Below are 13,947 nucleotides of genomic sequence, written 5' to 3'. Positions count from 1 at the left end.
GAAGGCCCCTAGGCTCGTCGGGCCAGCGGCCGGTACCCGGTACCGCGCCTCCGTTCCCCGTGCGCCCCACCCCGCCGGGCCACTGCCGAGGGGGACTCCCCACGTGCGTACGCTCAGCAGCATCCGCCACCGGCTCGCCCTGCTCCTCGCCCTTCCGACCGGCGCCCTGGTGCTCCTCGGCGGGACCGGCACGGCCGCACAGGCCGGGCGGTTCGCCGACGCCGGCCGGACCGGCGACCGGGTGGCCCTGGTGGTCGCCACCGAGGAGTTCGTCCACCAGCTCCAGCGCGAGCGCGGCCTGACCGCGGGCCTGCTCGGCGGCGAGGAGTCGTTCCGGGCCAGGGTCGGCCCGCAGCGGGAGGCCACCGACACGGCCCGGCGGGCGCTCGACCGGTCCCTGGCCGCCGACCCGCCCGGCGCGGAGCGGGTGCGTGCGGCGCTCACCGGGCTGAGCACGCTGGCCGGGCTGCGCGGCCGGGCCGACACCGGCGCCGCCGACCGGGCGGAGGCGCTGAGGTTCTACACGGGTGCGGTCACCGCGCTGAACGCGGCGGCCTTCGCCGACCGGGACACCACCGGCGACCGGCGGCTGGCGGACGCGCTCGCCACGCTGGAGGCGTTGAGCCGGGCCACCGAGGCGGCGGCACTGGAACGCGGCACGCTGAGCGGCGTGCTCGCGGCCGGCTCGTTCCGGGGCGGCGACTACCCGGCGTTCGTGCGGATCACCGCCGACCGGGGTGCGGCGCTCGCCGACGTGCCGCGCACCGCCCTGCCCGAACGGACCGCCGCGCTGGACGCCGCGCTCCGCGGCCCCGCCGCGGTGGCCGCGGCCGGCATGGAGCAGCAGGCCCTGGACGGCTGGGCGGCGGCCCGGCTGCCGGTCCGCGCGGACGCCTGGTGGCAGGCGGCGACGGAGCTGGTCGACGGCCTGTACGTGGTGCAGTCCCAGGCGGCAGGCGACGCGTCGGCACGGGCCGCGGAGCTCCGATCGCAGGCGCTGCGGGCCCTGCTGGTGGACGCCGGGCTGGCGCTCGCCGCGGCCGTCGGCGCGGTTCTGCTCGGCCTGCTGGCGACCCGGTCGATCACCCGGCCGGTGGCGGCGCTCGCCGCGGAGGCGGAGGAGCTGGCCGACCGGGTGCTGCCGGAGGCGGTGGAGCGGGCGCGGGCGGGTGGCGGGACGGCCTCGCCGGGCGCGGCCGCGGCGGCGGGCACCGCGGAGCTGGAGGTGCTGGGTGCGGCACTGGACCGGGTGGCGGGAACGGCCGTCCGGCTGGCCGTCGAGCAGTCGGTGCAGCGCCGCAACACCGCACGGTCGCTGGCCGGCCTGGGCCGGCGCAACCAGTCGCTGGTGATGCGCCAGCTCGGCCTGCTGTCGACGCTGGAGCGGAGCGAGCAGGACCCGGCGGCGCTGGCGAACCTGTTCGAGCTGGACCACCTGGCGACCCGGATGCGGCGCAACGCGGAGAGCCTGCTGGTGCTGGTCGGCGAGGCGAGTCCGCGCCACTGGCCGCAGCCGGTGGCCCTGGGCGACGTGGTCCGCTCGGCGCTGGGCGAGGTGGAGGACTACCGCCGGGTCGTGCTGCGCCGGGTGGACGGGGTGCTGGTCGACGGGGGCGCGGTCGCGGAGGTGGCGCACCTGCTGGCCGAACTGATCGAGAACGCCCTGACCGCCTCGCCGCCGGACACCGACGTGGAGGTGTTCGCGCGACTCGGCGTGGACGGCTGCCTGGTCGTGGTGACGGACCACGGGCCGGGCCTGGAGGAGTCGGCGCTGGACCTGGCGAACACCCGGCTGGCGGGGCGGGAGAGCTTCCTGGTGGACGGCGGCGGACAGCTCGGCCTCTACGTGGTGGGGCGGCTGGCGGAGCGCCTGGGTGCGGTGGTGCGGCTCTCCCCGGCGCCGGTGCACGGGGTGACGGCGACGGTGGCGCTGCCGTCGGCGCTGCTGGCGGACGGGGTGCGGCCGGTGCCGGCGGTCGGGGTGGCGGGATGACCGGGTTCGACGCGGGCGAGGTGGTCCGCCCGTTCGTGATCACCGCGGGCCGCACCAGGCCGGTCCGGGACGAGCTGCGGGTGGAGACGCTGGTGACGGCGCAGCCGGCCGCGCTGGCGGCGCCGCTGGGGTTCGAGCGGCACCGGATCGTGGAGCTGTGCCAGTACCCGCGGTCGGTGGCCGAGCTGGCGGCGCTGCTGACGGTGCCGCTGGGGGTGGCCCGGGTGCTGGTCGCCGACCTGGCGGCGGAGCGGTTCGTGCGGGTGCACGAGCGGGCGGCGGAGGACGTGTCCGTGGCGCTGCTGGAGCGGATCCGGGACGGCCTGCTGCGGCTCTAGGACGGCGGTGGTGCCCGCCCGGACGTGGTCGCGGGCCCCGGGTGCGCCGTTGCGCTCCCGGGGCCCGCGGTCTCAGGCCGTCACTTCTGCTTGCGCAGCTCGCGGACGGCGTCCTCCAGGCGGCGGCCGTAGTCGGCGTCGGCCTTGCGGAAGTTCTCGATCGCCCGCTCGACGATGTCGTCGCGGTCGGCCGAGACCTTGGCGATGGAGCCGGAGAGGTTCTCGATCAGGCGCTGCTTCGCGCCGTCGTCCATCAGCCGGTAGAGGTTGCCGGCCTGCACGAAGTCGTCGTCCTCGGCGTGCGAGGGGGCCTCGTGGTTGCCGGTGGTGCCGGTGACCGGGACGGCGGACCAGAGCGGGCGGCCGGTCTGGACGGGGCCGCCGAAGCTGTTGGGCTCGTAGTTCTTCTGCCGGCCGTGGCGGCCGTCGTAGAGGTGGCCGTCGCGGCCGTTGGTGCGGGCCTCGGTGGCGTGCGGGCGGTTCACCGGCAGGTGGTCGGCGTTGATGCCGACGCGGTAGCGGTGGGCGTCCGCGTAGGCGAACAGGCGGCCCTGCAGCATCTTGTCGGGGGACGGGCCGATGCCGGGCACGAAGTGCGCCGGGGAGAAGACCGACTGCTCGACCTCGGCGAAGACGTTGTCGGGGTTGCGGTTGAGCTCCAGCGTGCCGAACTCGACGAGCGGGTAGTCGGCGTGCGGCCAGACCTTGGTCAGGTCGAACGGGTTGAAGCGGTAGGTCGCGGCGTCGGCCGCGGGCATGATCTGCACGCTGACCGTCCAGGTCGGGAACTCGCCCCGCTCGATGGCCTCGCGCAGGTCGCGCTGGTGGCTGTCGGGGTCCTCGCCGGCGAGCTTGTTGGCCTCGGCCTGGGTGAGGTTCTTGATGCCCTGGTCGGTCTTGAAGTGGTACTTCACCCAGAAGTGCTCGCCGGCCTCGTTCTGCCACTGGTAGGTGTGCGAGCCGAAGCCGTCGAGGTGGCGGTAGCTGGCGGGGATGCCGCGGTCGCCGAACAGCCAGGTCACCTGGTGGGTGGACTCGGGCGACAGGCCCCAGAAGTCCCAGACGTTGTCCGCCTCCTGGGAGCCGCTGTACGGGTCGCGCTTCTGGGTGTGGATGAAGTCGGGGAACTTGATGGCGTCCTTGATGAAGAACACCGGGGTGTTGTTGCCGACCAGGTCGTAGTTGCCCTGCTCGGTGTAGAACTTCAGCGCGAAGCCGCGCGGGTCGCGCACCGCGTCCGCCGCGCCGAGGTTGCCGGCCACCGTGGAGAACCGGAGGAAGGTCTCGGTCTGCTTGCCGACCTCGGAGAGGAACGCCGCCCGGGTCCAGGGCGTGACGTCGGCGGTCACGGTGAAGGTGCCGTAGGCGCCGGCCCCGCGGGCGTGCACCACGCGCTCCGGGATGCGCTCGCGGTTGAAGTGGGCGAGCTTCTCGAACAGCAGCTGGTCCTGGATGAGGGCCGGACCGCCGGGCCCGGCCGTCTCGGTGTTCTGGTTGTCGGCCACCGGAGCACCGGACTCCGTGGTGAGGGTGGGCCGCAGCTCGTCCTGGGTGGTCATGGGGAGGGTCCTTCGGTCGTCCGGTCGTATCGGAGCCGATCCTAACTTGGACTCAGTCCAAGTCAACACTAGAACCAATTCGAGAACATGACTTACTCTGGGTCCATGAGCGACCTGCTGGAACGACTCCGAGGACGCGGCTGGCGACTGACCTCGCAGCGCCGCGCGGTCGCGGAGGTGCTCGAGGGCGACCACGTCCACCTCACGGCGGACGAGGTGCACGCCCGCGCCGTGGCGAGACTCCCGGAGATCTCCAGGGCCACCGTGTACAACGCGCTCGGCGAACTGGTCTCGCTCGGCGAGATCCTGGAGGTCTCCACCGACGGCCGCGCCAAGCGGTACGACCCCAATGCGCACCGGGCCCACCAGCACCTGGTCTGTTCCGGTTGCGGCACCGTGCGCGACGTCCACCCGGAGGGTGACCCGATGACCGCCCTCCCCTCCGCGGAACGCTTCGGCTTCACCCTGACCGGCGCCGAGATCACCTACCGCGGGCTCTGTCCGGACTGTTCGCCCGGCTGACCCCGCCCCGCGCGCCCTACGCGCTCAGCTCCGCGCTCAGCGCACCGAGCAGCCGCGCCGCCCGCTCCGCCACCTCGGCCGGGCCGGACTCCGCGGCCCGCCGGCACCAGTTCTCCGCCTGCACCGGCTCGCCGCGCCGCAGCGCCAGCAGCGCGAGGCGCAGCGCCGCCCGCCCGTGCCCCGCGTCGGCGGCCCGAGTGTACCAGAGCACGGCCTCGCTCTCGCCGTCGTGACGGGCCAGCAGCAGGCCGAGGTTGAACGCGGCACTGCGGCTGCCGGCCTCGGCGGCCCGCCGGTACCAGTGCTCGGCGGTCTGCAGTTCGCCGCGCTCGGCGGCGCGCACGCCCATCCGCACCTGCGCCCTGCGGTGGTCGGCCTCGGCCGCCACCGTGTACCAGTGCTCGACCTCCGCGTCGGCGTCGCCGCGGCGCTCCAGCACCGCGGCCAGCCGGAAGGCGCCCTCGGCGGAGCCGCCGGCCGCGGCCTGTCGGTAGCGCTCCAGCGCACCGGCGGCGTTGCCGCGCTGCTCGTGGACGACGGCGAGCTGCAGGGCGGCCTCGCCGTGCCCCTCGGCGGCCGCCCGGGCGTACCACTCGTGGGCCTGCGGGAGTTCGCCGCGGCCGGCGTGCAGCACGCCGAGGTTGAAGGCGCCGTCGACGCTGCCGGCCTCGGCGGCCTTGGAGAACCACGGCTCGGCGCCGGACTCGTCGCCGCGCTGCAGCAGCACCACGGCCAGCGCGTTGCAGGCCTCCCGGTGGCCGGCGTACGCGGCCTTGCGGTACCACTGCTCGGCCTGGGTCCCGCGGCCCGTTCCGGCGCAGAGCAGGCCGAGGTTGAAGGCGCCGTTGTGGTCGCCGGCGTCCAGCGCGGCGCGGTACCAGCGCTCCGCCTCGGCGGCCTCGCCGCGGCCGGCGTGCAGCGCGCCGAGGGCGTTGGCGGCGTTGCCGTCGCCGGCCTCGGCGGCCTCCTGCCACCACTCGGCGGCGGCCGCGAGGTCGCCCGCGTCGCGCAGCAGGAAGCCGAGCGCGCAGGCCGCCCGGGGCTCGCCGTTCTGCGCGGACTGCCGGTACCAGCGGGCCGCCTCGTCGAGTTCGCGGCGCTCCTCCAGCAGCACGCCGAGCCGCAGCGCCGCGCGGGCGTGGCTGCGCGCGGCGGCGGTGCGGTACCAGGTCTCGGCGGTCTCCTTGTCGCCGGCCGCCTCGCGCATCCGGGCGAGCCGGTAGGCGGCCTCGCGGTGGCCGGCGTCGGCGGACACCTTGAACCAGCGCTCGGCGCGGACGTCGCGCCGGTGCTCCATCAGGTCGCCCAGGGCGTAGGCCCCGAGCGGGTGGCCGTGTTCGGCGGCGAAGTGCAGCCAGTACTCGGCGGCCTCCTCCTCGCCCTGGTCGCGGAGCTGGAGACCGAGCGCGTGCGCGGCGGGCGCGGAGCCGGCGACGGCGGCCTGCCGCCACCACTGGGCGGCCTCGGCGCGGTGGCCGCGCTGGTGCAGCAGCACGCCGAGGTTGTTGGCGGCGGCCCGCAGCCCGGCCGCGGCGGCGGCGCGGAGGTACGGCTCGGCGTCCTCCAGGTCGCCGCGGCGCAGCAGCATCGCGCCGAGCTGGCTGGCGGCGCCGGGGTCTCCGGCGTCCGCGGCGGAGCGGTGCCGGCTCTCCAGGGCGGCCTGTTCGCGGGCGGCGAGGGCGGTCTCGAAGCTGGCGGCGTCCTCCGGTTCGGCGGCGGGCTCGTCGTCCGCGGCGGCCGGGTAGCGGCCGACGGCGTCGACGAGCTGCTGGGCGGAGATCCGGACGAGGCTCTCGGGGCCGTAGCTGCGCTGGGCCGGCAGGCCCTGCTGGGTGTCCTCGGCGGACTGCGCCCAGGCGTCGGTGTCGGCCTCGGCGTGCGTCTGCGCCGCGGCGGCCGGTACGGACCTCGCCCCCGTGTCGTTCCTACCGATCAGCTTCATGCCGGCTCCCGCTCCCCCAGAGTGCTGCGGCATCCGCCGGGGGCGCCGTGTCGGCGGCCGCCGCCCCCTGCCGGTCCGAAAGGGTGTCGGTCCGATAAGGAGTCAACAGCCGTTCGGCTTCCCCCATGTGGTCCATCGTCGCATCACCCGGAACCCGCGTACACCTGCCCCGGACCACGTCTGGGCGGAGCGGGCCGAAGCTTGCGGGAGTGCTCCAGCGCTTTGTCGATTTCCCGACATCGGGCCGCACAAACCCCGGCAGCGACGACGGGGCCGGGGCGGCCGAATCGATACTACCGGAGCCGACCCCCTCTTGATCGGAAAACGACAGGGCCCGGAGGGCCAGATTGATCTGGCGGCCTCCGGGCCCTGATCTTCAGTAGCGGGGACAGGATTTGAACCTGCGACCTCTGGGTTATGAGCCCAGCGAGCTACCGAGCTGCTCCACCCCGCGTCGGTGAGGAAACCATAGCACGGACGCAGGGTGGACCAACAAATCGGTTCTCGCAGCTCAGGGGGTGGCGGAGGGCGACGCCGAGGCCGACGGCGACGGCGACGCGGAGGGCGCCGGGCTCGCCGGGCCGCTGCCCGGCTGCGCCTTGGCGGCCCGGTCCAGCGCCTCCTGGAGCGCCTTCTGTGCCTGTCCGTACGCCGCCCAGTCGCCGTTCTTCAGCGCGGTCTGACCGTCGGTGAAGGCCTTCTGGGCGTCCTGCAGCGCCTTCTGCAGGTCCGGGTTCGTGCCCGTGCCGGGTGTGGTGGGAGCGGGCGTGGTCGGTGTGGCGGGGGCGGTCGGTGTGGTCGTCGCGCTGCCGGACGCGCCGGGCAGCACGGCGGCGAGCGCCTTGGCCAGGTTGTCCTCCAGTGCCACCTTGTCGCCGTAGACCGCCAGCACCTTCTGCAGCACCGGCGCCTTGGCGCCGCGGCCCAGCAGGTAGACCGGCTCGATGTTGAGCAGGCCGCCGCCGACCGGCAGGGTCAGCAGGTTGCCGTACTCGATGTCGGAGTCGCTGCCGGTCTTCAGCAGGGTGAGCTGGTTGGCCACCGCCTTCTCGGAGTTGAACTTCGCCTGGGTCAGCTTGGGCCCGAGCGCGCCCGATCCGGCCGGGATCTTGAGCACGCGGATCTTGCCGTACTCCGGACCGGGGTCCGCACCGACGGCCATGAACGCCGCCAGGTTGTCGCGGCCGCCCGGCACGAAGCTGCTGGACAGCGAGAAGCTGGCCGACGGGGCGCCGGGCATCTTCAGCGTCAGGTAGTACGGCGGCTGGACCTCACCGGTGTTGGTGGTGGGGTCCAGCGGCACCTGCCAGATGTCCGTGCCGTTGAAGAACGCGTCGGCGTCGGTCATGTGGTACTGGCCGAGCAGGTCGCGCTGCACCTTGAAGAGGTCCTGCGGGTAGCGCAGGTGCGGCATCAGCGCGGCCGGGATCGCCGAACGGGCCTTGACCGTGCCGGGGAAGGCCTTCATCCAGGTCTTCAGCACCGGGTCGTTCTCGTCCCACTGGTACAGCGTCACGTCGCCGGTGTACGCGTCGACCGTGGCCTTCACCGAGTTGCGGATGTAGTTGACCGTGTTGACGGCGGTCAGGGTGCGGCCGCGCTGGTCGGTCAGCGAGTCCTTGGTCGACTCGCCCAGGGCCGTCTTGGAGGAGAACGGGTAGCCGTCCGAGGTGGTGTAGCCGTCCAGCACCCAGACCAGCTTGCCGTCCTGCACCACCGGGTACGGGTCTGCGTCGATCGACAGCCAGGGCGCGACCTTCTCCACCCGCTCCTTGGGCGTGCGGTCGTAGATCACCCGGGCGCCGTCGGTGATCGCCCCCGAGTAGAGGATCTGCGGCTCGGAGAACTTCATCGCGTACGCGGCCCGGGTCAGCGGGTTGTCCAGCGGGACGCCGCTGCCGCCGTCGTAGGTGAAGGTCTGGTCGGCGCCGCTCTCGGAGGTGTAGTCGATCTCCTGGTTGCTGCCGCCGACGATGGAGTACGTCCGGCTCTTCTCGCCGTAGTACACCCGCTGGCGGTAGTCGCCGAAGGTGCCGTCGGTGGGCAGGCCGGACTGGGTGTAGACCGGGTTGCCGTTGCCGTCGACCTGGTTGCCCTTGGCGGCGACGACGCCGTAGCCGTGGGTGTACTTGAAGTGGTCGTTGATCCAGTTCCGCTGCTGGACACCGCTCAGGTCCAGCTCGCGGACACCGAGCACGGTGTCCTGGTTGCCGTACCGGTCGACGTCCAGCGTCCGCGGGAAGGCGTAGTACTTGCGCAGCGCCTCGTTCTGCTGGAACGTCGGCGCGACCACGTTCGGGTCGAGCAGGCGGATGTCCGCGATCGTCTGCGCGTCCGGCGCGGCGGCGCCCGCCCTGGCGGCGTCCTTCGGGTCGTACTGCCGGGTCTCGGCGTCCGCGATGCCGTAGGCCTTGCGGGTCGCGTCGATGTTCTTCTGGATGTACGGCGTCTCCTTGGCCTGCTCGTTCGGCTTGACCTGGAACTGCTGCACGATCGCCGGGTACACCCCGCCGATCAGCACCGCGGAGAGCGCCATCAGCCCGAAGCCGATCAGCGCCGGCGCCCAGGTGCGGCGGATCGGCGTCAGGAAGAAGAGCAGCGCGCAGATGACGGCGACGAAGAACAGGATGGTCTTGGCCGGCAGGAAGGCGTTGGCGTCCACGTAGCGCAGGCCCGTCCAGCCGTCCACGCCCTTGTACGCGCCGGACTTGACCGCCAGGCCGTACCGGTCCAGCCAGTAGGCGACGGCCTTCAGCAGCACGAACACGCCCAGCAGCACCGCGAGGTGGCCCTGCGCGCCGCGGCTGGCCCGGCGGCCCGGGCCTTGCAGGCGCAGGCCGCCGTACAGGTAGTGCACCAGCACGGAGGCCATCAGCGAGACGATCACCGCGCTGAACGCGAAGCCCAGCAGGAACTCGTACCAGGGCAGGTCGAAGGCGTAGAAGGCGACGTCCCGGTGGAACTGGGGGTCCTTCACCCCGAACGGCGTCCGGTTGGTCCACAGCAGCCAGGTGCGCCACTGCCCGGAGGCCGCGGCGCCGGCGACCAGGCCGACCAGCAGCGCGATCGCGACCAGCAGCCACTTCTTGTACGGCGCCACGCCCGCCCGGTAGCGGTCCAGGCTCTGCTGCTCGACCGACATCGCGGCCATCGGCGGCCGCAGCCGGTGCGCCAGCCAGACGTTGGCGCCGACCACCACGGCCATCAGCAGGCCGAAGACGGCGAACAGCCCGGCCTTCGTCCGCAGCTGGGTGGTGAAGACCGTGGCGTAGTCGACCGATTTGAACCACAGCCAGTCCGTCCAGAAGCCGGACACCAGCGCGAACAGCAGGAACAGCACGGCGAGCACGCCCGCCGTCAGCAGCAGGACCCTGGTGCGCCGCGAGGGCGGGCCGACTCTGGCGCGGAAGCCCGGCTCCGGGCGGTCCGGCATCTGGAAAACCAAGGTGGCACCTCTGCTGTGTCGTGAACGTGGTCGGATCGGTCCCCTGTGCAACTTAGACCGTCTTCACCTGAGTTCCCGCCGGGCCGCCCGCCGGCCCTCCCGAGACCCGACCGTTACCGGGTCCGGCGGGGCCTGGGGGCGCCGCGGACGTGTGAGGATTGGGGCATGTCCGATGCACCCCTCACGCCCGCCGACGGCCTGCCGCCGGCCGCGTCCCCGCTGACCCGCGCCGCCCTGGAGATCGACGAGTACGCGGCCACCCTCGGCTGGGACCTCCCCGCCCGGCTGTTCGCGCTGGTCGACACCGCCGCGCTGCGCAAGGCCGACCCGAAGCTGGCCCGCCAGCTCGGCCTGGCCGCCGACGAGGCCACCGGGCTGACCCCGGTCGAGCAGGACGAGCTGCCGGCCGGCGCCGAGCTGGACAAGTTCCTCGGCACCATCGCCTGGCCGGACCAGGTGGTCGGCTGCGCGCTGGTGGTCGAGCGGCTGATGCTGCCCCCCGGCGCCGAGCAGTCCCGCCCGAAGAACGCCACCGAGAAGGAGCTCGCCGACTGGGTGGCGAACCACCCGCAGCGGCAGGAGGTCCGGATCACCGCCGCGGTGCTGCGCGACGGCTCGCGGGAGATCGCCCTGCGGCTGCGCGAGAAGGACGTCGCCCGCGAGGTGCTGACCGGCCCCGACCTGGTGCCGGGGCTCACCGAGGCCCTGCTGGCCACCTTCTCCTGAGCCGGGCCGGCCGGGGCGCCCGCGGGGTGCCCCGGCCCGTTCCCGCGGCTCCTACTTCGGGCAGGACGGCAGCGCCGAGGTGTTGCCGGAGCGGATCTGGTCCAGCGCCTTCAGCGCGCCGCCGAGGCTGTCCACCTTGACCAGGGTCAGGCCGTCCGGAGTGCCCTTGACCGCCTCGGAGCAGTTCTCGGCCGGCGTCATGAAGTACTCGGCGCCCTTGTCCCGGGCCGCGATCAGCTTCATCTGGATGCCGCCGATCGGGCCGACCTCGCCCTCGTCGCTGATGGTGCCGGTGCCGGCGACGAACGTGCCGCCGGTCAGGTCACCGGGCGTCAGCTTGTCCACGATGCCGAGCGAGAACATCAGGCCGGCGCTGGGGCCGCCGACGTCCTGCAGGCCGATGTCGATGGTGAACGGGTAGGTGTGGTCGTTGCCCGGCAGGATGCCGACGACGGCCCGGCCGTCGGAGGCCTTGCCGGTGGTGACGGCGACCTTCTTCTCGGCCGCCTTGTCGGTCGCCGAGCCGTTCGTCCCCGCCGAGCCGTTCGTCCCCGCCGCGGCGCCCGCGGCCGCGGTGTGCGGGACGACCGTGAACTCCACCGTCTCGCCCGGCTTGTGCTTGGTGACCAGCGCGGCCACCTGCTCCTTGGCGGTCACCGGGGTGCCGTCCACCGCGACGATCCGGTCGCCCGCGTGCAGCTTGCCCTCGGAGGGCCCGCCGGCCACCACCGAGGAGACCACGATCTGCGTGCCGACCGGGATGCCGAGCTGCTTGAGCGCCGCCGTCTTGGCGCTGTCCTCGGAGGAGGCGAACTGCTCGGCGTTCTCCTGCTGGGCCTCCTTGTCGGTCTGGCCCTTCGGGTAGACGTTGTCGTGCGGCACGACGAGGACGTCCTTGCGCAGCCAGCCGATCACCGCCGAGACCAGGCTCGGCTCGTACTTGGCGCCGGTGACCTGCACCGTCGTCATGTTGAGGTGTCCGCTCGTCGGGTACGTCTCGTGGCCGCTGATCGCGATCACCGGGACGGAGCCGCCCGACTTCTTCTCCTGCTCACCGAGCGTGTTGTAGGTCGGGCCCGGGCTCATCTCGGTGTACGGCACCCGCATCAGCACGGAGGCGCACAGCAGGCCTATGAGCATCAGGGTGGCAGCGAGCATCGTCGCGGAGCGGCGTGGCATGGATCGACAGTACGGGAAGGCGACGGCGGGGCGCTGCCCGGCCCGGGGCCTCAGCGGCGGGGGCCGTCGCCGGAACCGACGGTGGAGCGCTCCATGGCGGCGCGGAACCGCTCGTGCTCGGCGAGCGAGGCCGGATCACCGGTGGCGCGGGGGGTGCGGGCCGCCCAGCCCGCCCAGACCATGGCGGCCAGTGCGGCGGCGACGGGGATGATCAACCAGGCGAGCGCAGCCATGTCCGTACTCCCAGCTCGTCGTGTCTATCAGCAGATTAACCGTCCGCGCAGACAACGGCGGCAGGGGGCACCGGGTTACGGCCGCGGGGCGTCCGCGGCAGGGTCGTGGCACACCCGTGACGGGGCCGCCGCGGGGCCGGGACAGCGGGCCGGGAGGGCGCCGCGGGGCCGCCGCGCACCGGGGCGGGTGCCCGCGGGCGGCCGCGGCGGGCGGTGGGGCGAACGGGGGACGGCGGGGTCAGCAGGTGCCCGCGCCGACCCACTCCTCCTCGCCGTCGCTGAAGACCTGGTGCTTCCAGATCGGCACCTGGTGCTTGAGGTCGTCGATCAGGCGGCGGGCCGCCTCGAAGGCCTCGCCGCGGTGCGCGCAGGAGACGGCGACGATGACGGCCTTGTCGGTGATCTCCAGCCGGCCGACCCGGTGCACCGCGGCCAGCGCCTTCACCGGGAAGTCCGCGACGATCTTCTCGGCGATCCGGCGCATCTCGTGCTCGGCCGTCGGGTGGGCGCTGTACTCCAGCGCGGAGACGGACTTGCCGCCGTCGTGGTCGCGGACCGTCCCCACGAAGACCGTGGTGCCGCCGGCCGCGTCGTCGCCGACCGCCTCGTACACCTCGTCCAGCGACAGCGGGGTGTCGCGGATGGCGAGCAGGCGGATCGGGTCGTGGTTCTCGGACATGGTCACCATGATTCCCCATGAGGGATGCCGCCCGGCAAGGGCTTCCGCATCACGATTGGAGCATTCCGCAGAGCGGAACGCCGGAGCAGGGTCGGGCAGGACGGCGACGGCTCAGAACCGCCGCCGCTTGCGGGCCCGGCGGACCAGGGCGGCGGTGCCGACCAGCGCGACGGTGGCGCCGGCCGCGCCCAGGCTGGTCGCCGCCTCCTTGCCGCCGAGCCGGCGGCCGGCCACCGCGTGCTTGCCGGAGACCTGGGCGAGCAGCTCGGCGAGCACCTCCTCGTTGCTGTGCTCCGGGCGCCAGCCCGCCTCGTGCAGCCGGCTGCCGGAGACCACCCACGGGTACATGGTGTAGGCGAGGTCGCCGGCCGGCGCCGGGGTCAGGCCGAGCCGGTGCAGCCGGGCCGCGGTGCCGAGGGCGAGCGAGGCCGGCAGCTCCATGCGGCGGATGCCGGAGAGCTCCTCGACGTCCTCCTGCTCCAGCCAGCCGTCGGAGCCGACGGTGACCTCGCCCTCGACCAGGCCGAGCGCCGCGTACTCCAGCGCCGAGGCGAGGTCGTCGACGTGGCAGAACTGCCAGCACGGCCGCGAGCCGGCCACCACCAGCAGCCGCGGCGCCTCGAAGTGCCGGGTCAGCACGGTGTCGATGCCCGGGCCGACCACCACCGCCGGGCGGAGCACGGTGATCTGCAGGCCCGGGTGGGCGCGCGGGGCGCGCCGGGCGAGCCGTTCGATCTCCAGCAGGTCGCCGACCAGCGTGGCCTCCTCGGTGGCCCGCAGCTCGGAGTCCTCGGCGAGCGGCACCTCGTTGTCCGGCAGCGCGCCGTAGACCATCGCCGAGGTGCAGAGCACCACCCGGGAGACGCCGGCCGCCGCGGCGGCGGTCACCACGGTCTGCGCGCCCCTCACGTTGTACGCGCTCCGGGCCCGCGGGTCGGTCTCCATGCCCAGGTCCATGGCCAGGTGGACGACCACGTCGACGCCGGCCAGCCGCTCCGCCACCGCCGGGTCGCGGACGTCCAGGATCCGCCACTGCACACCGGGTACCTCGCCGCGGCGGTCGTCGATCGCGAGCACCCGGCGGACCCCCGGGGAGTCGACCAGCCGGGCCGCGACCCGCTCGCCGAGCACGCCGGCCGCCCCGGTGACGGCCACGGTCAGCGGCCTGCCGCCGTAGGCTGGAGACGGCGAAGCCGCGGTGGCCGCGCTGTCGTCCTCACCTCCGGTCAGCCCAGAGCGAACGTCCGAAGGCGGGGAACTCACCGGCCATCCTCCACGGTTAGCTTATGTGCGTACGTACGAGTGTCACGTACCGTCCATCCTGCCCGAGG

General features: G+C 73.8%; 11 protein-coding genes and 1 tRNA gene. 4 read left to right on the top strand and 8 right to left on the bottom strand.

Features of this window, described 5'->3' with window-relative positions:
• The first annotated feature begins 103 nt into the window (after positions 1 to 103).
• Positions 104 to 1,993 carry a nitrate- and nitrite sensing domain-containing protein gene (locus AB0442_RS04650; protein WP_366160575.1) on the top strand — a complete coding sequence of 630 codons (1,890 nt, stop codon included), beginning with the start codon at positions 104 to 106 and terminating at the stop codon, positions 1,991 to 1,993.
• Entirely contained in the window at positions 1,990 to 2,331 is a 342-nt protein-coding gene (locus AB0442_RS04645; RefSeq protein ID WP_359981210.1) for a DUF742 domain-containing protein, read from the top strand. Before AB0442_RS04650 ends, AB0442_RS04645 begins: the two co-directional genes overlap by 4 nt.
• 80 nt (positions 2,332 to 2,411) lie before the next feature.
• Here AB0442_RS04645 and AB0442_RS04640 read toward each other — a convergent pair whose 3' ends face one another.
• The gene (locus AB0442_RS04640) at positions 2,412 to 3,890 is read right to left on the bottom strand and encodes a catalase (RefSeq protein WP_366160573.1); all 1,479 of its coding nucleotides are present in this window, start codon (positions 3,888 to 3,890) and stop codon (positions 2,412 to 2,414) included.
• A 105-nt stretch (positions 3,891 to 3,995) separates the two neighbouring features.
• On the opposite strand from AB0442_RS04640, the gene AB0442_RS04635 reads away from it, so the two are divergent.
• Complete coding sequence (locus tag AB0442_RS04635; protein ID WP_366160571.1) at positions 3,996 to 4,412, top strand: Fur family transcriptional regulator; 417 nt, start codon at positions 3,996 to 3,998, stop codon at positions 4,410 to 4,412.
• A 16-nt stretch (positions 4,413 to 4,428) separates the two neighbouring features.
• Here the strand turns inward: AB0442_RS04635 and AB0442_RS04630 are convergent, their stop codons facing one another.
• The 3 genes from AB0442_RS04630 to AB0442_RS04620 form a co-directional block, all read right to left on the bottom strand.
• The gene (locus AB0442_RS04630) at positions 4,429 to 6,354 is read right to left on the bottom strand and encodes a tetratricopeptide repeat protein (RefSeq protein WP_363549261.1); all 1,926 of its coding nucleotides are present in this window, start codon (positions 6,352 to 6,354) and stop codon (positions 4,429 to 4,431) included.
• Between the two features lie 380 nt (positions 6,355 to 6,734).
• A tRNA-Met gene (locus tag AB0442_RS04625) sits at positions 6,735 to 6,808 on the bottom strand.
• 57 nt (positions 6,809 to 6,865) lie between these two features.
• Positions 6,866 to 9,787, bottom strand: a complete 2,922-nt coding sequence (locus AB0442_RS04620) for a UPF0182 family protein (RefSeq protein WP_366160719.1) — start codon at positions 9,785 to 9,787, stop codon at positions 6,866 to 6,868.
• Between the two features lie 177 nt (positions 9,788 to 9,964).
• Here AB0442_RS04620 and AB0442_RS04615 point away from each other — a divergent pair, with 177 nt between their 5' ends.
• Complete coding sequence (locus tag AB0442_RS04615) at positions 9,965 to 10,525, top strand: PPA1309 family protein (RefSeq protein ID WP_363549259.1); 561 nt, start codon at positions 9,965 to 9,967, stop codon at positions 10,523 to 10,525.
• Between the two features lie 51 nt (positions 10,526 to 10,576).
• On the opposite strand, the gene AB0442_RS04610 is transcribed toward AB0442_RS04615, so the two are convergent.
• From AB0442_RS04610 to AB0442_RS04595, 4 genes are all read right to left on the bottom strand, one after another.
• Positions 10,577 to 11,704 (bottom strand): PDZ domain-containing protein, encoded by a 1,128-nt coding sequence (locus tag AB0442_RS04610; protein WP_366160569.1) that lies wholly within the window; start codon positions 11,702 to 11,704, stop codon positions 10,577 to 10,579.
• A 50-nt stretch (positions 11,705 to 11,754) separates the two neighbouring features.
• On the bottom strand, positions 11,755 to 11,937 hold the full coding sequence (locus AB0442_RS04605; protein WP_030274884.1) for a hypothetical protein: 183 nt from the start codon (positions 11,935 to 11,937) through the stop codon (positions 11,755 to 11,757).
• 238 nt (positions 11,938 to 12,175) lie between these two features.
• Entirely contained in the window at positions 12,176 to 12,625 is a 450-nt protein-coding gene (locus AB0442_RS04600) for a molybdenum cofactor biosynthesis protein MoaE (protein ID WP_344625566.1), read from the bottom strand.
• A 102-nt stretch (positions 12,626 to 12,727) separates the two neighbouring features.
• Positions 12,728 to 13,777 carry an NAD-dependent epimerase/dehydratase family protein gene (locus tag AB0442_RS04595; RefSeq protein ID WP_344625592.1) on the bottom strand — a complete coding sequence of 350 codons (1,050 nt, stop codon included), beginning with the start codon at positions 13,775 to 13,777 and terminating at the stop codon, positions 12,728 to 12,730.
• Positions 13,778 to 13,947 lie beyond the last annotated feature (170 nt).

It is taken from the genome of Kitasatospora sp. NPDC085895, from assembly GCF_040702125.1.
Classification (GTDB): Bacteria; Actinomycetota; Actinomycetes; order Streptomycetales; family Streptomycetaceae; genus Kitasatospora; species Kitasatospora arboriphila.
The sequence above is the reverse complement of the archived record's forward strand: the minus strand, read 5'-3'. Positions and strand labels throughout refer to the sequence as shown.

Bases quoted from the DNA above. Each gene is read 5' to 3' on its own strand.
- AB0442_RS04645 (WP_359981210.1), top strand. From the start codon at position 1,990: ATGACCGGGTTCGACGCGGGCGAGGTGGTCCGCCCGTTCGTGATCACC.
- AB0442_RS04640 (WP_366160573.1), bottom strand. From the start codon at position 3,890: ATGACCACCCAGGACGAGCTGCGGCCCACCCTCACCACGGAGTCCGGT.
- AB0442_RS04635 (WP_366160571.1), top strand. From the start codon at position 3,996: ATGAGCGACCTGCTGGAACGACTCCGAGGACGCGGCTGGCGACTGACC.
- AB0442_RS04630 (WP_363549261.1), bottom strand. From the start codon at position 6,354: ATGAAGCTGATCGGTAGGAACGACACGGGGGCGAGGTCCGTACCGGCC.
- AB0442_RS04620 (WP_366160719.1), bottom strand. From the start codon at position 9,787: ATGCCGGACCGCCCGGAGCCGGGCTTCCGCGCCAGAGTCGGCCCGCCC.
- AB0442_RS04615 (WP_363549259.1), top strand. From the start codon at position 9,965: ATGTCCGATGCACCCCTCACGCCCGCCGACGGCCTGCCGCCGGCCGCG.
- AB0442_RS04610 (WP_366160569.1), bottom strand. From the start codon at position 11,704: ATGCCACGCCGCTCCGCGACGATGCTCGCTGCCACCCTGATGCTCATA.
- AB0442_RS04605 (WP_030274884.1), bottom strand. From the start codon at position 11,937: ATGGCTGCGCTCGCCTGGTTGATCATCCCCGTCGCCGCCGCACTGGCC.
- AB0442_RS04600 (WP_344625566.1), bottom strand. From the start codon at position 12,625: ATGGTGACCATGTCCGAGAACCACGACCCGATCCGCCTGCTCGCCATC.